The organism is Solibacillus sp. FSL K6-1126, assembly GCF_038003445.1.
Lineage (GTDB): Bacteria > Bacillota > Bacilli > Bacillales_A > Planococcaceae > Solibacillus > Solibacillus silvestris.
Genome location: NZ_JBBOPD010000001.1, coordinates 2,513,816 through 2,532,821 on the forward strand (window position 1 = coordinate 2,513,816; position 19,006 = coordinate 2,532,821).

Sequence of the window (19,006 nt, forward strand, 5' to 3'; positions counted from 1 at the left end):
TCTAGCCTATCACCTGTAATTTATGATAAATATTAGCTACCCTCATATTGATAAACGATTTGTACAACACCGGAAGAGAATGTTCTTGTATTTACGACTTTTAAATTTAACCTCTCTCTAACATCTATAAACAGCGGTTTACCTTCTCCCAATACGACTGGATGAATGGATAATCTAAATTCGTCAATAAGCCGTAAATTGATAAAAGTAGTAATGAGGCTTGCTCCGCCATATAGCCAAATATCCTTACCAGGTTTGTTCTTTAATTTAATCACTTCTTCACGGATGTTATCATTTATAAATATTGCCTCATGACCGGTCCCGTTTTGAGTTCTGGAGAAAACATATTTCTCTTTACTATGAACCAAATCCCACATTTCTATTTCGGTTTCGGAGCCCCCTTCTTCAGGAATATATTGTCCCCATAAGTCGTAGCTTTTTCTACCGTAAAAAATCGTATCTACTTGATTCAAAAAATCGTTAAAGTTCATTTCCGGGTCCATAATACACCAATCTATTTCACCGTTTTTCCCTTCAATCAATCCATCTAAAGTAATTGCCAAATCTAAAATTACTCTTCTCTTAGTTGTATGATCTGCCATAATTTTTTCTCCCTCTTTGATGCCGCTTACTTCCACTCTTCACCCAAAATCGCGTAATAGTATTCATCCCACCACTCATCACCGTTCGGAATACATTTCTTGAAATATCCTTCCCTTCTCATGCCAATTTTCTCCATCACACGATATGAAGGCGGATTTTGTGGCTGACAAGTTGCGATCACTCTATGTAGCTTCTTTTCTTCAAAGGCATATTGTAACATTGCTTTAGCCGCTTCAGTAGCATATCCTTTATTATAAAATTTCGGATTGAATACCCAGCCTATCTCATAAGTATGATCTCCAAAATATTTACCGAAAAATATATGTCCAATCAAAGTATTTTCACCTTTCAATATGACCGCGAACTTCTCCGCTTCCTCCCCCAAGTTTTGTTCGATAAAATCTTTTGCCATTTCTTCTGTAAAAACCCCTTCAGGTATATATTTCATGACATTGGCATCGGATGTATATTCATATACCGCTTGTAAATCTTCCATATTAAATTTTCGTATTAATAATCTTTTGGTTTCAGTGTGCATCCCCTTACCCCCATTTATAACTACTATTTTCTAGTTTCGACATTACTTGATTGTTTACCTTTTTAATAAAACGTTCTGATTACTTCAAATAGAAAATCCTCACCACACGAGTTGGCAAGGATTTCACTTAGCATTTACTTAAGCTTGTTGATTGTTTCTTTTGAAATATAGAAACCACTTTCATTGTATACGCTGATTGTATTTGTCTGAATTTCATTTGTAGTCTCTTTGCCTGATTTATCCGTTGTTTTTTTAATGATAACATTCTTATTTTCAGGGATTTCAAAAGTAGTCGTGCCTTTTTTCACTACAAGTACCGCATTTTCCTTATCCGAAAGGTCGATTGTAGTCGTCATTCCTTTGCCATTCAGTGCTGCTTCTGCGTTAACGTAAAGATCTTTTGTTAATTTATCTAACTTAATGCCCATGAAGTTGGCCATTTCTTTTGCTAAATCAGTATTATCTACTAGTCCGGAAATGCGTTTTGGTCCATATGAGTACAGGAATACGTCATCGCCTGTATGTCCTCCAGTAGTGTATCCTAAATCGGCACGTTTTGATAAAAGATTGACGAATGTACCGGCAAGCTTCTTCGTTTCTGTTGCGTTCAGGGCAGCCGTTTCCTCTGCAGTTAAATTATCCAGTCCATATAATTTAGCTACTTCCACTAAATTCGAACGGTCCGGCTTTAATTGACTTAGTGCACCTTCCACTGTCATCGTTGCCTTCTTCAATGGATTTATATAATTGGATATATTAATTTTGTCATATGTAGAGCTCGTGTTTTCATTACCAATCGTAATCCCGCTGTTGCCGTGATCTGTTACTGCTATAACCATCGTATTCTTGTCTTTTTTCGCAAATTTCAGCGCTTCATTTACCGCATCATCGAATGACAAAATATCCGTAACCATTCCGATTGGATCATTCGCATGAGCTGCCCAGTCGATTTTACTCCCTTCAATCATAAGGAAGAACCCATCTTTATCTTTGTTCAGCGTATCGATTGCTTTTGATGTCATTTCTGCCAGTGAAGGTTCATTTGAGTTTGTTTTCGTACGATCTAGATCATACGCTAAAGAACTGCCGGCAAAACTACCGTAAATTTTATTGGAATTGGACGTTAGTAACTCATCACGCGTTGTAATTAGGTCATATCCTTTATCTTCAATTACGCTAACTAGATTTTCGCCATCTTTTCGGTTTTCTGATTTTAAGTAATCATATCCGCCGCCAAGAATCACATCCATATTTTGATACACTTGTTGTTCTCCGATATCGTCATAATTACTGCGAGACGTTACGTGTGAAGAGAAACTGGCAGGTGTCGCATGCTGAATTTCAGAAGTTGACACGATTCCTGTAGCCTTGCCTAATTGTTTTGCTCCTTCTAACACATTTGCAACTGGTGTAAATGCATTGTCCGGGTTTCCTTCTACGCCCGGCATATCAATTACGGATGGCAGTACCCCTACATACCCGCTGTTTGATTTATGGCCGGTAGCAAGTGCCGTTCCAGCTGGTGCCGAATCTGTAATAGCTGATTCTGCTGAATACGTTGTCACACCACCTGTTAAAATTTCATCCATTGCGAGACTTTCACCTTTGTACCAGCGAGCTAACGATACAGCGTTATTGCTGGAACCGTCCATCACGAGCATGATGACATTAATTGGCTCCTTTTTTGCTTGTTTCGCTTCAGCTTCAGTATTGAACTGCATGACAGAAAGAGATGATACTGCCACTGTCCCCGCAAGTGCATATGTAAACCATTTTTTCTTGTTCTTCATCAATGAAATTTCCTCCTAAGCAACTGCTAATTTGTAATTCGATTTCATTGTAAATTTCATTTGTAAATCTAGAATGCTAGAATTGTTAAGAAATATTGAGTCATTGTGAAGATCAAAAAAAAAAGAGGGAAGCTCTCATGCCGCTTCACCACTTTAAAAATTGATTATAGTAAAATATCTATCCATATTTTAATGGCCGTGGCACCAATCATAATTGCAAGCAGCCATTGCAGCATTTTTACATTCATTTTCTGACCGACTTTTGCACCAAGTGGCGCAGCGATGATACTAGCGATAATCATAATAAATGCCGGCCAATAGTCTACCTGGCCTGTCATCACTTTGCCGACACTACCACCGATCGAGGAGATGAACGTAATTGCCAAGCTTGTCGCGATCGTGATTCGAGTTGGAATTTTTAACACCGTCAGCATAATCGGTACGAGTAAAAATCCGCCGGCTGCCCCGACAATTCCTGACCCGATTCCGACAATCAGTGCAAGTGAGCTTGCCAATACTTTATTGAAGGTAATTTCTGTTGTATTTTCAACCGTTTTCTTTGGTATAAACATCATGACAGCTGCAATGGCGGCTAATAGACCATATACAATATTAACGGCATCTTCAGACAAAAATCCTGAACCGTAACTGCCGATGAAGCTACCGATTAAAATCGCCACACCCATATAGATAATGAGTTCTCTGTTTAACAACCCGCTTTTACGGTAAGCCCAAACCCCTGCAAGCGATGCAAATAGCACTTGTACAGCACTAATTCCGGAAACTTCATGTGCGGTAAATGCCACCAAACCGAACATTGGCGGAATATAGAGCAGCAACGGGTATTTAATGATTGAACCGCCGACCCCTAGCATTCCGGATAGAAACGAGCCGATAAATCCAAGCCCGAATATGACCGCTATATACATAAATGATAAATCGATTTCCATATGTTTTCCTTCTTTCAAAAATTCAATTTATACCTCAGCTAAATAATTGTGACTTCGGCCGGGGTATATCTTTATTCAACGGGCGTTTATATACACCCGCTGAATAAAGATATAGCGAGTAGAGCTTCATCTACCCGCTATTATTTTTTTATGCTTTTTGAATGTAGAAGTACAGGACGCCTGCTTCTTCTTTTTGTTCTACGATAGTGTGGCCGCCTGCACCTGCCCATGCCTTGAAGTCATTTAATGCGCCTTTATCTGTTACTAAAACTTCTAGTACTTCACCAGAGTTTATTTTATCAATTGCCTTTTTCGTTTTTACGATTGGCATTGGACATGCTAAGCCTTTTGCATCTAATGTTTGTGTAATATTCATTTGAAATTCCTCTATTCTTAAATTTGTTTGTTGTAAGCAATCTATAAGTTTACCGTGTAACACGGTTGCGTGCCTCTTGAGCGTGAGGCACGCATTGGTGTAACATCTCATTGCTAAACTAAATTAGCGTACTGCGCAACGGTTTGGACCGATTTCCATTTCTGTTTGTTCGTCGTTATCAGGTGTAATTTTACCCATGTTAACGTGGCGAATTTCTTGGTATGCATTCGGTTGTGGTGGTAAGTTATCTGTTACCATTGAGCGGAATACTTCTTCGTCTTCCACGTTTAAACCGTGGTTTTCAGCGAATAAGTCGCCTAAACGTTTTGCCACTGTGCCGTCTTCGTTTAGTTCGTCAATGATCATAAAGTGAGCCGGTAATACGATTAAGTCTTCTGCTAATGTGCGGTAGCGAGAGTATAATGTTTCGCGTAAGTCACCAACCCAGTCTTCAGCAAGTCCAGCTAAGTCTGGACGACCGATTGAATCGATGAACAGGATGTCACCTGTTAATAAATATTTACCATCGATGACAAATGATGTTGAACCAATTGTGTGACCAGGTGAATAAAGTGCGCCTACTTCGATTTCAGAAGCACCTAATTGTACTTTTAAACCGTCTTCAAGTGGTGCGTAGTCAAATACCACTTCTTCTGCATCTTTCGGTGGTAAGTAGTATGTTGCACCTGTAGCTGCAGCGATGTTACGACCACCAGAAATGTGGTCAGCGTGCAAGTGTGTATCGAAAACGTGTTTAATCTCAACACCTTTTTCTTCAGCGAACTTTGTGAATACATCTGTGAAGCGTACTGCGTCGATGATCGCTGCTTCGCCTTCAGAAATGGCCATGTAAGAAAGACAGCCTTTACCTAAACGTACGAATTGGTATAACTCTCCGCCGTTTGTAAGATCGCCGACTTTAATTGGCTCAAGGTACATTGACCAAGACTTCATACCGCCTTCTAAATAGCCAACTTCACGACCAGCATCAGCTAACATTTCTGCTACCATGATAGAAGAGCCTTCTTTTGCACACACAACTAATACGTCTTTGTCTGTTGGAATTTGTGGTAAAATTTCATCTACACCATCCAACAGATCAAAATAAGGAATATTTAAATAATCAAATTTGTGACCTTCGATTTTCCAGTCTTTAAATGCATCTTCATTACGAACATCTAAAATAAACAACTCTTTGTTTTCAATTACTTTGCGCGCAACTTGTGCGGCTGTCCATGCTGTTACTGTCATTTAAATTACCCCCATTGGTATATTTTAGTTTAAAATTTTTTCTTGTTAAAACGTTAATGTTGGTGCAGCATCCTTCGCAAAATCCAGGAATGTAACGGCGCCGCCTACTTCAATACCATCAACGAAATCTGTTTTTGTCAAACCCATCACGTCCATCGTCATTTGGCAGGCGATGAATTTCACTCCTAAATCCTGTGCCATTTCCACTAATTGCGGGATTGCCGGTACATTTGCGTTAGCAAAGCCTTCCGCAAAGTGTTCTTTGCCAGCAGGCATTTCAAGTGCATTCATCCCTTGTTTATGAATTAAATTTAGACCTTCAAATGTGAAAAAGATGGCTACTTCTTTTTCAGAAGCTGCTGCTGCCGTTGCGATATTAAATACTTTATAAGCATCGAAAAGCCCACCGTTTGCTGCAATAATTGCTACTTTGTTTGTCATATTACTCTACCTCTTTCTTCAATTCGCCTTCATAACCTGTCATACCAGGCAAGACGTTGTATACTTTTGTAAATCCTGCTTCAGCCAGTTGTTTGGCTGCCAAATCCGAGCGTGTTCCTGTACGGCAAATAACATAAATTGTTTCTTCTTTATCAAGTTCACTCATTCGTGTTGCTAATTCGCCCATAGGAATTGATTTTGCTCCCGGGATATGGCCAAAAGCGTATTCCGCTGCTTCACGTACGTCCAAAATCATTCCTTCTTGTTTCACGGCATCTTCATTCGAAATTGTTTGTTCAAATGATTTTTCCGCTGCATCACTGATTTCCGGATTGCACTTTCGGATATAGTGATAAAACACACCATTTACTTCATTTGAGCCGATATATTGATGACCGACCGTTTTCGACCATGCAGCTAAATCGGCCACTGAGCCTTTGTCTGTCGCCTGAATTTCAAGCACTTGTCCTTCTGCCACATCATTCATCGCTTTTTTTGTTCTGACAATCGGCATTGGACAAGCTAAACCTTTTGCATCAAGTTGTACGTCTGATTTAATCATCGTTATCCTCCTAAGGTATAATCCTATTTAAATTTTTTACTTACTTAACTTCACCATTCCATTCAAGCATACCGCCTGTCATATTCGTCACGTCAAACCCTTGTGATTCCAAAAAGGCTGTTGCCTGACCGCTGCGGCCGCCTGAACGGCAAACCATAATGTATGGTGTTTTCTTATCCAATTCGTGCATACGGAATTCCAGTAATCCTAATGGAATATGGGTAATCCCCGGAATATGACCTGCTTCTACTTCCGTTACTTCACGAACATCGATTAAATGAACCGCTTCACCTGCTTCTAATTTTGCTTGTACTTGTTCTGGTAAAATTGTTTTCATTCTTTCTTCCTCCTTAATAGGCACTCATGCCGCCACGTATATTCGTGACACGGCTATAGCCTAATTTTTTCAGTTGATTACATGCTTGTTTGGAACGCATGCCGCTTTGGCAAATGACCACAATTTCCTTATTCTTTGGCAGTTTTGAAAAATCAGAGCCAAGTGGGATATTTTTAAATTGCTTCACATTGCGCGCTTTATACTCAGCAGGTGTGCGTACATCAATAAACAATTTGTCTTTGTCATTGATCATACTTTTGAGTTCTGTCGTCGAAATCGTGTTGACGCCTTTTGTCGGCTTCATGCGCCAGGCTAAAAATGCCACGATCACGGCGATTACTAGTATTGTTTCCATATGTCACCTCTTATATGAATAGGTTGACGTTTCCGTCTTCAGCATCCGCTAAATAGGCCGCTACTCCGGCGTATTCGATGCCATCAAGCAATTCTTCTTTTTGAAGTCCCAATAAATCCATCGTCATCGTACATGTCACAAGTTTTATGTCTTGTTCCTGTGCCATTTCAACGAGTTGTGTTAACGTTAATGCGTTATGCTTATTCATTACATGCTTGATCATTTTTGGTCCCATGCCAAGCATTTGCATTTTTGATAAGCCAAGTTTTTCTGCTCCGCGCGGCATCATTTTGGCGAACATTTTTTCCAGGAACCCTTTCTTAACAGTTACCGGTTCTTGTTTTCGTAATGCATTGATACCCCAAAAGGTATGAAAAATTGTTACCTCATGATCATATGCAGCCGCACCGTTTGCAATAATGTAAGCAGCCATTGCCTTGTCGTAATCACCGCTGAATAATACGATTGTTGTTCTTTTCTTTTCCAACGAAAGTCCCCCTACCCCTATAGGTATAATGTATTTCAAAAATAAAAAGTCTTATCGACTTTTTACTAGTAAATCTACTGCCTGTTTGACCATGGCATTTTTATCCATCGTTTCGGCATCTTCCTTTGAAAGACACTCCACTAAATTATCCGTTACGATGACACCGATTGTACGGTCAACAGCAGAACGGACAGCACTAAGTTGTGTGATAACATCTTTGCAGTCCTTTTCTTCTTCCATCATCCGTAATATGCCGCGTAACTGACCTTCGACTTTTTTCATTCGTGCCAATACTTTTGGATCATACTGCATTTTCTCACCTCATTTGGAATGATTTATTAATCAAACTATACTACCCCTAAGGGTATATGTCAAATATTTAATTTTCTAGTAGTGTTGAGAATAGAAAAGCTTTCTCACACTTTTTATTATACCCCTGCAGGTATAAATGTCAACAAAAAGAAACTCGCACTTTTGTGCAAGTTTCCAAAACTAGTGCTCATGTCGTTCCGCATTGTTTTATTGGATGCACTGTTCCAAATGGAAGATTTGGTGGTGCATAGATGGAATATAACTTTAACGGAATATTTCCGGTATTGATTAAGTTATGCCATGTGCCAGCAGGGATGATGATGGCGCTATCATCAAAAACGATCCATTGCAAATTTAAATTATCTATACTTTTACCCATTTGAACAATTCCTTGACCTTGTTCAATCCGTAGAAACTGGTCGACATTCGGATGCATCTCCAACCCAAGTTTCTCACCTGGATGAAAACTTATGACAGTCAATTGCAGATGATTCCTGGTCCGTAAAACGGTCCGGAACGTACTATCGCTCTGTCGCTCCATGAATAATAATGACAATTGGGTTTTTGCCATAGTCCGTTATATCATTCATGCTGTTACCAAAATCCCACTATATATTGGGCATAAAATTCATGTTGATTTCATCCCTTAGCTTACAATGTATTCCATATAAATAGATTATGAAAAACTTACAGTTAACGTTCACTTTCTTTTAAATTAATTTCATTTATTCCTTTAATACAGGCGCATTTTTTTCGATTATTATACATTCCACAACAATCATCGATAAAACTATCGTTAACCATGTAATCTCTTCTCCCAACAAGAAAACAGAGGGATAAATTAGTTTCTATGTCATGAAAGAACTTTATAAACAGCACGCTGATGCGAGAACGTTTTAAAACCATGAATTCCATGGAAATTGCCGCTTCCCGAGTTATTGACACCGCCAAATGGTAAATGAAGATGCGTATTGTGCATAAATATTCCGTTGACCGTCACTCCGCCAGAAGACGTAGTACGGAGCACCTGCTGTTGGAAATGCTCATCCTCACTATAGATATATAGCGCTAAAGGCTTTGGATTCTGCTGGATATGGCGAATCGCTTCTGACACATCCTTATACGTTTTTACAAATGTGAGCGGTCCGAAGATTTCCTCATCCGCAATCCGCATGTCGGGTATAATATTTCCTAATAAAGTCGGCTCGATTAAACGATTTTCATCATCAAATATCCCTCCGCTTAATACGGTTGCTCCTTTTTCTATTGCATCCTCGAATAACCCCTTAATCCGATAATAGTGTGCGTTATTAACAATTTGAGTGCGCTCCGTTGTGCGTAATTTACCTTCATCATAGAGCATACCTAGCGTCATTTGCTGAAAAGCCCGTGCAAAACCTGTTAAATCGTCTTCATGAACAAATAAGTAATCTGGTGAAATACAAAACTGTCCAGCCATCATTACCTTTCCGAAAACGATTGTTTGCGCCGCTTTGAAAGGATTATACCCTTTATCGATAATAACCGGCGATTTACCGCCAAGCTCAAGCGTTACAGTTGCCAGATGCTCGGCCGCTTCACGCATGACTATTTTGCCGACACGGGGACTGCCCGTAAAGAAGAAATGATCAAACGGCAGCTTCAGTAATTGCTCGGAAACATCGGCTTCCCCCTGAACGAACGCGACCTCCTGCTCATCAAATACCGATTCAATTATATCTTCCAGTATCTGATTATAGGCAGGATTAAACTCGCTTGGTTTAATTAATACACAGTTACCTGCAGCCAATGCATCCAATAATGGATGAATTGTTACAGACATCGGAGAATTCCAAGTCCCGAAAATGCAAACACAGCCACGTGATTCATATAAAATATAGGCTTCTCCATCTTGAGTATTTTCAACCCGATCAGGTTGCATCCATTGCTCCAGATGCTTAACAGTAAAATCTATCGCCGATGTAACGGAATAAATTTGTTGCTCGGCTGTCATAGTCGTCATGGCAAAATCCCTGTTCGCGGCCTCTACCAAATCCTGTGTACGCGTCAAAATCGCATTTTTCAAATTCAGCAGTTTTTTGATACGCTGCTGTGCTGTTGTTTGACGTGCCTGCCACTGAAAACCTTTTTGCTTGTCAAAAATACTTTGTAGCTTGTTTATCGTAGAAAAACTCATCTTTCCCACTCCCTTTTATAAAATTTAACTTACCTATTTCAAATCCTTTAATTTAAACAAGCTGCTCTGTGACTGGTTCTTCTTCCTCTATTTTCAAATTGCGCTTTTGCAATGTGATGACAAAGATTCCAAGTGCAAGAACAACTGCGCCTAAGCATGCAAACAGTAAGTACGATAAGCCTTGACTTAAATTTGGAAGTCGTAAAAACAGTCCCAGGAAAGATGTTGCCAATAACGACGATACTGCAACAGCTAACTGAATGACACTCATTGCAACACTAATATCTTTATCAGGTAAGTTCATTTGAATTCCTGTGTGGAAAATTGAAATCAAAACACCGCTGGACGTTCCCCAAATTAAACAAATAATCGTTAAGGCTAATGTAGAAGCAGATGTTGTAAAGAACGTTAACGTGAAAATCATAGAAGCAAAAATAACCATCGCAATGATTGCAACCAATTTGAAATCTTTCAATTTTACAACAAGGAATCCGCTCATTGCAGCAAATATGAAGGAAGTCGTCCCTCGAAACGTCATAAATAAGCCAGTTTCAGTTGGTGTAAAACCAAATAAATTTTGTAAGAACATCGGCAATAAAAAAATTAGCCCGGTTGCGGCAAACATAACGGCAAAAACACTTAACATGCAAACGACAAAAACCCGATATTTAAATAACCGTAATGGCACGATTGGATGTGCAACTTTCTTTTGGCTAGTAATAAAACCGAAAATCGACAATACAAAGACGGTTACCAACACGAACATCGGGACAGATAGCCAAGGAATTCTTGAGCCGCCAAATGTTGTAATCGCAACAAAAACTAAAATAGCGGCACTTAAAATACTTATTCCCTTATAATCAAGTTTTGCATTTTCTGTCCTCGGAATATTCGGCATATATTTAACGACTAAATACAAGCCGATCACTCCAATTGGAGCAATCGAATAAAATACCCAGTGCCAGGACATATACTGTACAAATATTCCACCCAATGTAGGTGCGACTATTGCTGTAATGGCATTTAATGCCCCATAAAACCCTAAAAACTTCGCCCTGTTCGCCAAATCAAATATATCGCTGATGACGATCAGACCAACTACAGCCGCAAGTGCGCCGCCCAAGCCCTGTATCGCTCGGAAAATCATTAAATGGTAAATATTTGATACCAACAAAGGTGTTATTATTTCCGAGACTAAGATAACTAAAATACCGATAATCAAAATTTGTCTGCGTCCATAAATATCACTCATTTTTCCCACTATTGGCGTCATTATTGCACTTACAGTCAAATTTACAGTGAATACGAGCGAGTAAAATTCGATGCCGCCAATATCATCAATAATTTTAGGCAACGCGACTGAGAACTGGGAGGAAACCATAAGCCCCAATTCTATACACATAAAGACCCCAACCATTAATAAAACCTTTTGTTTATATGTTAGCGACTCAACAGTTTTAGACGTTTTTAACATGAACAAAATCACCTCTTTGATTTTGATTATTTTGTTAGACTAAACTTTCCGCTCAATTAAACAAATAGCCCGAACTAAAACAATGTTGTGTCGTCGGATCAGACGTCTTATCTATCGATTCGGACTAATTTTCTGAGTTTCATTAAAATAGAGAGCGACTTGATTTAAATATTTCAAATATTTAAACGCAAATCACTCTCTATATATCATCCTCTATTTATGCGCCATAATAGGTTGCTGCTCTGTTTGTACAGAATTTTGACTGGTCCAATTTAAAGCATTAATTGCCAGATCATAATATTGATCAATGCTTCCTAAATAATTTTCGTAGTATTTAGCCTGCTTTATAAATAAGTGGCAATCGATTTCCTCCGTGAATCCAATCCCGCCATGAATTTGGATATTATGGGACGCCAATCGAATGAATGCCTGCGTTGCAAAAATACGCGCACTGCAAATTGCCTCAATCCGGTCTTCTGAAAAAGTCTCCATTGCCCAGTTTGCATAATAGGAAAGCGAACGTGCAGTCTCCAAATCCAATTTCATATCTGCTAGACGATGTTTAATCGCCTGGAATCTGCCGATAGGGTTTCCGAATTGTTCACGGATTTTAGCGTACTCGCTGGCCATCTCCACTATATGCTCCATTGCACCTACCGCTACGGAAGATAACGCAGCATTATAATAAAGCAAACCCTCCTGCAACATTCCCCAGCCATCTCCTATTTGGCCAATAACATTTTCAGCCGGAACTTTCACTTGTTCAAATTCAACCATTGACAGTTTTCTCGTTTCAGCAAAATTATCCTGTGGTGTAATTGAAATTCCCGGTGTGCTAAGATCCACAGTGATTAATGTAATTTCATTGTGTATTCGTAGCGGAACTATAGCATGCTGTGCGAGCTCTAAATCTGGCACCTGTGTTTTCACACCATTTAAAATAATCTGCCCCTGACTCACTTCACCAGAAAGCCGGATTCCCTGCTCTTTATAGCTGCCACCTGGCTCTAACCATGCCACCGTTAAATTTAAATCCGAATCGGCTATTTCCTTTAAAAAATACTGCTTCTGCTCCTTCGTTCCGAAACGTTCAATCAAAGGAACTGCCAATGCATTTGTTTCAAGGTGTAAACCCGGAAGCAATACCCTGCCGAACTCTTCCATGATCGGCACTAAATCGAGCTGGCCTAAGCCCATTCCCTCGAATTCTTCCGGGATATTCAATTTTGTCCAGCCCAATTCCTTTAAATCCGATAAAATATTTTTTACATGCTCTGTTTTGTTATCAATATAATCTCTTGCAATTTTCGTATGTTCCATATCCCCTAAAAATTTCTTTATATATTCCCGAAACATTTCCTGTTCCTGGCTTAGAGAAAAGTCCATCTATTCACCTTCTTCTCATTTATTTGCCAATATCCTTTGGCAGGCCTAAAATGCGCTCCGCAATTGTATTTCTCTGGATTTCACTCGTACCGCCTCCGATTGTTTGACCAAAGGCATAGAGATAATTCCTTTGCCAATACGAGTCGCCATACACGGCATCCTTTTTCCATAACAGTCCTTGGTGCCCCTGAATTGAAATGGCTTCTGCGAACAGTTCTTTTGTATTTTCGCTGACTAAGAGTTTATCCATTGAGCCTTCCACTCCAGGATGACCCACTTTTAGCTGCTTAGTTAAATTGCGGTAATAGTTCAGCAAGGACCCGCGCGACTTAATATACAAATCCAGCAGTCTTTTGCGGACATCCGGCTTTTCTATTACAGGCACATGATCCTCCGTAACATTGCGGGCCAGTTCCACCAGCTCATCAAATTGCTGTTCCAATGAGAACACCTGTGCACCAATGCCCGTTCTTTCATGCATGAGCAACGCAATTGTTACACGCCATCCATCATCGACAGCACCGATAATTTCACTTTCATAGGCAACCGCATCATTCAAATAAACCTCATTGAAATCATGCTCTCCATCCATTTGAATAATTGGTCTAACCTCGACGCCCGGCTGATTCATATCCAATAAAAAACATGTAATCCCATGGTGCTTTTTCTCGCCCTTACTCGTTCGGGCTACTAAAAAGCAGCGATCTGCAAAATGGGCAAAGCTTGTCCAGATTTTCTGCCCATTTATAATCCACTTATCGCCGTCTTTCACCGCTGTCGTTTGAACAGCAGCCAAATCCGAGCCTGCGTTTGGTTCAGAATAACCTTGGCACCATACTTCCTCACCGGTAATAATTTTTGATATATATTTCTCCTGCTGTTCCTTGCTGCCGATCTGCATGAGCGTGGGACCTACCATATGTAAGCCCACATAGTTAACAAGTGGCGGTGCCTTCACACGAACCATTTCCTGATGATAAATGATTTCTTCCATCAGCGTCGCATTGCGGCCGCCTTGCTTTTCCGGCCAAGCAATCGCTGCCCATCTTCCCTCTGAAAGTTTTCTTTGCCAATTCCGTAAAAATTGGCCTAGCTCTTGTTGATTTTCCGGCATTTTAAATGTGCCATCCAGCCAGCCCTCCGGCAGATTATTTTCCAGCCATTCGCGAAGCTCCAGACGAAACTGCTCCTCCTGACTTGTGTACGAAAAGTCCATCCATATCCCTCCTTCTAAAAGAATTTAGACCATTACCCACTGTGGAATCGCTCGCTCCTCAGTAGCCTCTATCCATACCATTTTTACCTTTGTTCCGATCGAAACAGTTTCTGTATTGCCATGGAGTACATTACCAATGATCTTGATGTCAGGGTATTCCTCCAATTGGACAACAGCGATCACTGTTGGTAGTTCATTTTGGAAGCCCGGTAAAAATGGTCTATTTGAAACGATATAGGTGTAGACCTCACCGGTAATTGTTGAACCTAAGTTTTCCCAGAATACATCGATGCTTCCGCAGTTTGCGCAGCTCGGTCCAGGGGGGTGATTATAATTGCTGCATGTATTGCATTTTTGCACATTCAGCTCATGTCGATCTGCCGCATCCCAGTAAGGTGCATTATAGGTGTTTTTCAAAGGAATCGGCTTTTCGTAAATTACTTTCGTCTCTTCTTTCATTGTCATTCCTCCTATTTACATAAAATCATGGCACCGGCAACATCCGGTCCTGTCCAACCTGTACAAATTGCCAGTTCTGTATCTTTTACCTGACGTTCTGTTCCCTCATATTCACGTCGAACTTGGCGGACAATTTCCAATACATTGTTCATGCCGTGTGTATAGCCTTCCGAAAGCATGCCACCCGCTGTATTTGTAGGAAGCTTGCCATCCATTCGCAAGTTTCCAGCACTTACAAAATCCCCCACTTCGCCTTTTGGTGCAAGTCCGTATGCCTCGAGCTGACGTAAAACAACCCAGCTGAAACAGTCATAAATCGATGCAACCTTAATATCCTCAGGTGAAACGCCCGCATTCTCGTATAATCGTGGCGCAACATAATCTGCTGCAACTTCATCGATATTTTTCCAGTAATGGGCGTGGGATACTACTTCTCTTGCAGCCATGCCTAAAATTTTTACAGGAACGGATTTGCAGTCTTTGGCACGCTCTGTGGAAGTTACAATAATCGCGTTTGCCTCATCCGACTCCAAACAGTAGTCATGCTTTGTAAATGGTGAACTTAAATGTGCCGTGCTCATATATTCTTCCATCGTCAATGGCTTCCCGTAAAAAAATGCTTTCGGATTCCGCTGTGCATGCTCGTAAAAGCTTGTGCAAACATGCCCTAAATGCTCCTGTGTCAAGCCGTTCAAATGCATATGGCGAGTGGCAAACAACCCGAACCATTGCCCTGGACTGCCTGCCCCATAAGGAATAATAAAGCTCCCGCCATCAAAACCGTTTTGAAGGGCATCAATACTGAATCCGCCCCCACCCATGCGGACACCGGAGCGTCCATTCATCGAGCGGAAAATAAGCACGGTATTTGCCTGTCCTGTTTCAATCAAACCAATGGCCTCTGCGATTAAGAGCTCGGTACTGCTCCCCCCGCCGAACATTTCTTTCACAACTTTAGGCCGAACCCCTAAATATGTTGCCACCTGATGCGGATTACAAGAATCCATCTCCGAATAGCTCATGAACCCATCAATGTCTTTTGCTTCCAAACCTGCATCTGCTAGTGCAGCCCGTGCTGCTTCCAACGCCAATTCCAATGGGGTAACCCCGGAATTTTTCGAACGATTACTTTCGCCTACCCCAACAATGGCATATTTTTCCCTGATTTTTTCCATTCAGCCCACTCCCTCTATGTTAAAATTGGATAATGGTTTCGCCAGATCCAACAACCTCGCCTATGTCCTTAACTGCATATAATTTCAAAACAACCTCTGTCCTACCGTCAATTTTCGTTTTTTCCTTGACGATTCCTTTACACACAATTTCATCCTCCGGAACGGTCATGGCACCAAAGCGCATTTTAAAATCGGTTACTGTACCTTCATTCGATACAATTTTATTCACGTATTCTCCTAAAAAACCCATGATTAGCATTCCGTGTGCAATCACACCATTTAACCCGATTTTCTGGGCGAAAGCATCATCTGTATGCAAAGGATTAAAATCACCTGAAGCTCCTGCATATTTTACAAGCTGAACCTTTGTTACCTTTTCTTTTTTATATTCCGGCAGATTCAGCCCTTCCACTAATTGGCTAAGATCAATCATATTAATCTGTCCTTTCTGTATAAGAAATTTAGTTCAGCACTAACGGGCGGTATACAATATTAGTTCGGCTTGTTACTATGTGCCCGCCGTTTTCGTCTTTTATTTCTGTATCGAATAAAATGAATTCCATCATGCCGTTTTTTCCTTCTTTTTCATATACATCCGTCACCTTCATCTGGCAGTACAGCATCTCTCCCACACGAATCGGACGAGTATAGAAAAATTGCTGTTCACCATGAAGCATTCGTCTGTAATCCAACCCTAAATCCAAAGCGTCATTTTCATTGTCGGGTGTCACGGCAACAGGAAACGTCAACGGTGCAACGATCCCTTTATGAGGTGTATTTTTGGCATATTCTTCATCCGTATAAAGCGGGTTCGCATCGCCAATCGCCTGCGCAAATTGTCTAATATGACGCTGCTCCACCTTGAAGGTAAAGGGTTTACCTGTTTTACCGATTAAATGTGCAAGCTCCATCGCTTTATCCTCCAATCAATTCCTTTTTAATACTCTCTTCAGTCACTACAAGCATGGCATCTGCAGCCTTGATTCCATTTTCATAAACAATCAGCGGATTAATATCCAATTCCTTGATTTGGTCTCTATAATCAAGCATTAACTGGGAAACTCTTAAAAGCACATCGATAATCGCTTCTTTATCTACCGCTACCTGACCCCGAGCCCCGTCCAAAATGGCCTTTGCCTGCAGTTCGTCCAATAGTGTCCCGGCATCCTGTCTGCTTAATGGTGCAATCTTGAAGGCGATATCCTTAAACACCTCAACAAAAATGCCACCTAAACCAGCCATAATAACCGGTCCGAATACTTCATCATTTTTTGCGCCGATAATCACTTCTGTCCCCTGCGGCAGCATTTCCTGTACAGAAACACCATTTAAAATAGCAGTAGGATTGTAGTTCCTTGCATTTTTCATAATTTCCATGAATGCTTCCTTCACTTCTTCTTCAGAAGAGACATTTAAACGAATTGCATCTGCCTCTGTTTTGTGAGGGATTTGCTGCGAATCGATTTTCAGCACAACCGGAAACCCAATCTGCAATGCTCTTTCCACAGCTTCATCCGCAGAAAGTGTTACATAGCGCTTAGTGATTGGAATGCCATACCTCGCTAGAACTTCACTCGCCTCTGACTCACTTAAAACAGCACCTGGTGTTAACAAATCATCAATATTCTCATGTTCATAACGTTCTTCCATCCCATCTGTTTGAACGGTATTTAAAAACTGACTGTATTCTACTAATTGTGATAATGCCCGCACCGGGTTTAATGCGCCTGATACTACCGCTATTTCATTTTCAATTAAGATCGGAGTCGTTTGTGGGTATGTGATCTCTCCTAATGGGAACGGGAAAAAACCAATAAATTTTTCACTGTTTTTTGCGACGGTTATAAACTCTTTGAAATACTCGTTATGCTCATCCCAGCTATGCGGAAACTCTGTCAGCAGGATGTTATCAACCTCAGGACTATTCACAAGCACCTTTAGGGTATCCAGGAAAAATTCCGGATTTGTGAAAGAGGCTGCGGCAGTCAAGTCAATTGGGTTCGTAACACTTGCGTAATCCGGTAAAGTCTTGCGCATTTCCGCCATTGTCTCATCAGAAAGTCTGACAATATTCAATCCATATGCCTCACAGCGATCCGCTTCATTAATGCCCCGGCCGCCGGAGCTTGTAATAATCGCCGTGTTTTTGCCCTTTGGCAATCGATTTGGATTAAACAATTTTGAAAAGGCAATGACATCCTCTGCATCTTCTACACGAATAATACCGTACTGCCTGAAAAACGCATCGTAGATTTTATCCGAACCAGCGAGTGCTCCCGTATGAGAGGCAGCTGCTCTGCTCCCGGCATCACTACGCCCGGTTTTCATTAATACAATCGGCTTTTTCTTTTCCAAAGCCTTATGTGCTGCCTGTTTCAGCTTTTTAGGGTTTTTTGCTCCTTCGATATAGCCGCTGATCACTTCAATCTCATCATCATGGACCATATAGTCGATATAATCTTCCATTGTTGTATCCATTTCATTTCCGCTGCTGATAAAATAGTTGAAGTTGATGCCATACTGGGCTGCTGCCATATATGTTAAAACACCGAATGCACCGCTCTGTGACACATAGCCAACTCCTCGCTTACCAGTCATTGGAACGTCTAACACAGAAGATGAGAAGGTGCCGATTAAACCATTCGATGTATTGACTAAACCGACACAGTTTGGACCCAGCAATCGAATATTATTTAATTTGGCATATTCCGCCAACTCCAGCTGTAGTTTCTTTCCTTCTTCACCAGCCTCCGAAAAACCGGAAGCAAAAATGATCGCAGCTTTTACCTTTTTTTCTGCGCAGGCGATTAGACCATTTTTAATCTGATCGTAGGCTACACAGAAAATAACGAGATCAATAGAATTCGGGACATCTGTCAATGACGGGTAGCTTTTCAGGCCCGCAATTTGCTCCGCTTTCGGATGGATCGGATAGATTTCGCCCTGAAATTTACCGTCAATCAGTGCCTGGAGCTGAATGTTGCCGATTTTGTACTTATTCTCTGATGCGCCTAAAATCGCGACCGATTCAGGATAAAGTAATGGCCTAATGGATTCATAGCTTTCTACATTTTGAGTCATTTGCATTCCTCCTAAAATGTTTTTAGATGATTCATCT

The 19,006-nt window shown here is 40.7% G+C and carries 21 protein-coding genes and 1 pseudogene; all 22 read right to left on the reverse strand.

What is annotated here, in order from left to right; translation table 11 throughout:
- Positions 1 to 32 precede the first annotated feature (32 nt).
- The 22 genes and pseudogenes from MHH44_RS12460 to MHH44_RS12565 all read right to left on the reverse strand — a co-directional run bounded on the left by MHH44_RS12460 (position 33) and on the right by MHH44_RS12565 (position 18,969).
- A complete protein-coding gene (locus MHH44_RS12460; protein ID WP_014823540.1) occupies positions 33 to 602 on the reverse strand; it encodes a dihydrofolate reductase family protein in 570 nt (189 codons plus the stop codon).
- A 26-nt stretch (positions 603 to 628) separates the two neighbouring features.
- Positions 629 to 1,141: a GNAT family N-acetyltransferase gene (locus tag MHH44_RS12465; RefSeq protein ID WP_014823539.1), complete on the reverse strand. Its 513-nt coding sequence runs from the start codon at positions 1,139 to 1,141 to the stop codon at positions 629 to 631.
- Positions 1,142 to 1,275: 134 nt separating this feature from the next.
- Entirely contained in the window at positions 1,276 to 2,931 is a 1,656-nt protein-coding gene (locus tag MHH44_RS12470) for an alkaline phosphatase (protein WP_340798760.1), read from the reverse strand.
- Between the two features lie 164 nt (positions 2,932 to 3,095).
- On the reverse strand, positions 3,096 to 3,881 hold the full coding sequence (locus MHH44_RS12475) for a sulfite exporter TauE/SafE family protein (RefSeq protein ID WP_008404126.1): 786 nt from the start codon (positions 3,879 to 3,881) through the stop codon (positions 3,096 to 3,098).
- Positions 3,882 to 4,029: 148 nt separating this feature from the next.
- Entirely contained in the window at positions 4,030 to 4,257 is a 228-nt protein-coding gene (locus MHH44_RS12480) for a sulfurtransferase TusA family protein (RefSeq protein ID WP_008404128.1), read from the reverse strand.
- A gap of 123 nt (positions 4,258 to 4,380) precedes the next feature.
- Positions 4,381 to 5,508 carry an MBL fold metallo-hydrolase gene (locus tag MHH44_RS12485; RefSeq protein ID WP_340798761.1) on the reverse strand — a complete coding sequence of 376 codons (1,128 nt, stop codon included), beginning with the start codon at positions 5,506 to 5,508 and terminating at the stop codon, positions 4,381 to 4,383.
- Between the two features lie 45 nt (positions 5,509 to 5,553).
- Complete coding sequence (locus tag MHH44_RS12490; protein ID WP_008404130.1) at positions 5,554 to 5,949, reverse strand: DsrE/DsrF/DrsH-like family protein; 396 nt, start codon at positions 5,947 to 5,949, stop codon at positions 5,554 to 5,556.
- 1 nt (position 5,950) lies between these two features.
- A complete protein-coding gene (locus MHH44_RS12495) occupies positions 5,951 to 6,511 on the reverse strand; it encodes a sulfurtransferase TusA family protein (protein ID WP_014823535.1) in 561 nt (186 codons plus the stop codon).
- Positions 6,512 to 6,551: 40 nt separating this feature from the next.
- A complete protein-coding gene (locus tag MHH44_RS12500) occupies positions 6,552 to 6,848 on the reverse strand; it encodes a rhodanese-like domain-containing protein (protein ID WP_340735290.1) in 297 nt (98 codons plus the stop codon).
- A 13-nt stretch (positions 6,849 to 6,861) separates the two neighbouring features.
- Positions 6,862 to 7,203 carry a rhodanese-like domain-containing protein gene (locus MHH44_RS12505; protein WP_340798762.1) on the reverse strand — a complete coding sequence of 114 codons (342 nt, stop codon included), beginning with the start codon at positions 7,201 to 7,203 and terminating at the stop codon, positions 6,862 to 6,864.
- 10 nt (positions 7,204 to 7,213) lie between these two features.
- Positions 7,214 to 7,690 (reverse strand): DsrE/DsrF/DrsH-like family protein, encoded by a 477-nt coding sequence (locus tag MHH44_RS12510; RefSeq protein ID WP_008404134.1) that lies wholly within the window; start codon positions 7,688 to 7,690, stop codon positions 7,214 to 7,216.
- Positions 7,691 to 7,741: 51 nt separating this feature from the next.
- Positions 7,742 to 8,002: a metal-sensitive transcriptional regulator gene (locus MHH44_RS12515; RefSeq protein WP_008404135.1), complete on the reverse strand. Its 261-nt coding sequence runs from the start codon at positions 8,000 to 8,002 to the stop codon at positions 7,742 to 7,744.
- Between the two features lie 187 nt (positions 8,003 to 8,189).
- Positions 8,190 to 8,601: pseudogene (locus tag MHH44_RS12520) on the reverse strand (cupin domain-containing protein); the annotation flags it as partial.
- Positions 8,602 to 8,855: 254 nt separating this feature from the next.
- Positions 8,856 to 10,178 carry an aldehyde dehydrogenase family protein gene (locus MHH44_RS12525; protein ID WP_340798763.1) on the reverse strand — a complete coding sequence of 441 codons (1,323 nt, stop codon included), beginning with the start codon at positions 10,176 to 10,178 and terminating at the stop codon, positions 8,856 to 8,858.
- 52 nt (positions 10,179 to 10,230) lie between these two features.
- The gene (locus tag MHH44_RS12530) at positions 10,231 to 11,652 is read right to left on the reverse strand and encodes an MFS transporter (RefSeq protein ID WP_340798764.1); all 1,422 of its coding nucleotides are present in this window, start codon (positions 11,650 to 11,652) and stop codon (positions 10,231 to 10,233) included.
- Between the two features lie 213 nt (positions 11,653 to 11,865).
- Complete coding sequence (locus MHH44_RS12535; RefSeq protein ID WP_008404141.1) at positions 11,866 to 13,038, reverse strand: acyl-CoA dehydrogenase family protein; 1,173 nt, start codon at positions 13,036 to 13,038, stop codon at positions 11,866 to 11,868.
- Between the two features lie 19 nt (positions 13,039 to 13,057).
- Positions 13,058 to 14,254, reverse strand: a complete 1,197-nt coding sequence (locus MHH44_RS12540; protein ID WP_008404142.1) for an acyl-CoA dehydrogenase family protein — start codon at positions 14,252 to 14,254, stop codon at positions 13,058 to 13,060.
- 24 nt (positions 14,255 to 14,278) lie between these two features.
- Entirely contained in the window at positions 14,279 to 14,713 is a 435-nt protein-coding gene (locus MHH44_RS12545) for a Zn-ribbon domain-containing OB-fold protein (RefSeq protein ID WP_008404144.1), read from the reverse strand.
- Between the two features lie 11 nt (positions 14,714 to 14,724).
- The gene (locus MHH44_RS12550) at positions 14,725 to 15,888 is read right to left on the reverse strand and encodes a thiolase C-terminal domain-containing protein (RefSeq protein ID WP_065215745.1); all 1,164 of its coding nucleotides are present in this window, start codon (positions 15,886 to 15,888) and stop codon (positions 14,725 to 14,727) included.
- Between the two features lie 19 nt (positions 15,889 to 15,907).
- The gene (locus MHH44_RS12555; protein ID WP_340798765.1) at positions 15,908 to 16,321 is read right to left on the reverse strand and encodes a MaoC/PaaZ C-terminal domain-containing protein; all 414 of its coding nucleotides are present in this window, start codon (positions 16,319 to 16,321) and stop codon (positions 15,908 to 15,910) included.
- Between the two features lie 28 nt (positions 16,322 to 16,349).
- Positions 16,350 to 16,799, reverse strand: a complete 450-nt coding sequence (locus MHH44_RS12560) for a MaoC family dehydratase N-terminal domain-containing protein (protein WP_008404149.1) — start codon at positions 16,797 to 16,799, stop codon at positions 16,350 to 16,352.
- Between the two features lie 4 nt (positions 16,800 to 16,803).
- On the reverse strand, positions 16,804 to 18,969 hold the full coding sequence (locus MHH44_RS12565; RefSeq protein WP_340798766.1) for an acetate--CoA ligase family protein: 2,166 nt from the start codon (positions 18,967 to 18,969) through the stop codon (positions 16,804 to 16,806).
- Positions 18,970 to 19,006 lie beyond the last annotated feature (37 nt).

Coding starts and splice junctions, on each gene's coding strand:
- MHH44_RS12460 (WP_014823540.1), bottom strand. CDS start 602: ATGGCAGATCATACAACTAAGAGAAGAGTAATTTTAGATTTGGCAATT.
- MHH44_RS12565 (WP_340798766.1), bottom strand. CDS start 18,969: ATGACTCAAAATGTAGAAAGCTATGAATCCATTAGGCCATTACTTTAT.
- MHH44_RS12545 (WP_008404144.1), bottom strand. CDS start 14,713: ATGAAAGAAGAGACGAAAGTAATTTACGAAAAGCCGATTCCTTTGAAA.
- MHH44_RS12560 (WP_008404149.1), bottom strand. CDS start 16,799: ATGGAGCTTGCACATTTAATCGGTAAAACAGGTAAACCCTTTACCTTC.
- MHH44_RS12535 (WP_008404141.1), bottom strand. CDS start 13,038: ATGGACTTTTCTCTAAGCCAGGAACAGGAAATGTTTCGGGAATATATA.
- MHH44_RS12515 (WP_008404135.1), bottom strand. CDS start 8,002: ATGCAGTATGATCCAAAAGTATTGGCACGAATGAAAAAAGTCGAAGGT.
- MHH44_RS12505 (WP_340798762.1), bottom strand. CDS start 7,203: ATGGAAACAATACTAGTAATCGCCGTGATCGTGGCATTTTTAGCCTGG.
- MHH44_RS12465 (WP_014823539.1), bottom strand. CDS start 1,141: ATGCACACTGAAACCAAAAGATTATTAATACGAAAATTTAATATGGAA.
- MHH44_RS12485 (WP_340798761.1), bottom strand. CDS start 5,508: ATGACAGTAACAGCATGGACAGCCGCACAAGTTGCGCGCAAAGTAATT.
- MHH44_RS12490 (WP_008404130.1), bottom strand. CDS start 5,949: ATGACAAACAAAGTAGCAATTATTGCAGCAAACGGTGGGCTTTTCGAT.
- MHH44_RS12495 (WP_014823535.1), bottom strand. CDS start 6,511: ATGATTAAATCAGACGTACAACTTGATGCAAAAGGTTTAGCTTGTCCA.
- MHH44_RS12555 (WP_340798765.1), bottom strand. CDS start 16,321: ATGATTGATCTTAGCCAATTAGTGGAAGGGCTGAATCTGCCGGAATAT.
- MHH44_RS12500 (WP_340735290.1), bottom strand. CDS start 6,848: ATGAAAACAATTTTACCAGAACAAGTACAAGCAAAATTAGAAGCAGGT.
- MHH44_RS12475 (WP_008404126.1), bottom strand. CDS start 3,881: ATGGAAATCGATTTATCATTTATGTATATAGCGGTCATATTCGGGCTT.
- MHH44_RS12540 (WP_008404142.1), bottom strand. CDS start 14,254: ATGGACTTTTCGTACACAAGTCAGGAGGAGCAGTTTCGTCTGGAGCTT.
- MHH44_RS12480 (WP_008404128.1), bottom strand. CDS start 4,257: ATGAATATTACACAAACATTAGATGCAAAAGGCTTAGCATGTCCAATG.
- MHH44_RS12530 (WP_340798764.1), bottom strand. CDS start 11,652: ATGTTAAAAACGTCTAAAACTGTTGAGTCGCTAACATATAAACAAAAG.
- MHH44_RS12550 (WP_065215745.1), bottom strand. CDS start 15,888: ATGGAAAAAATCAGGGAAAAATATGCCATTGTTGGGGTAGGCGAAAGT.
- MHH44_RS12470 (WP_340798760.1), bottom strand. CDS start 2,931: ATGAAGAACAAGAAAAAATGGTTTACATATGCACTTGCGGGGACAGTG.
- MHH44_RS12525 (WP_340798763.1), bottom strand. CDS start 10,178: ATGAGTTTTTCTACGATAAACAAGCTACAAAGTATTTTTGACAAGCAA.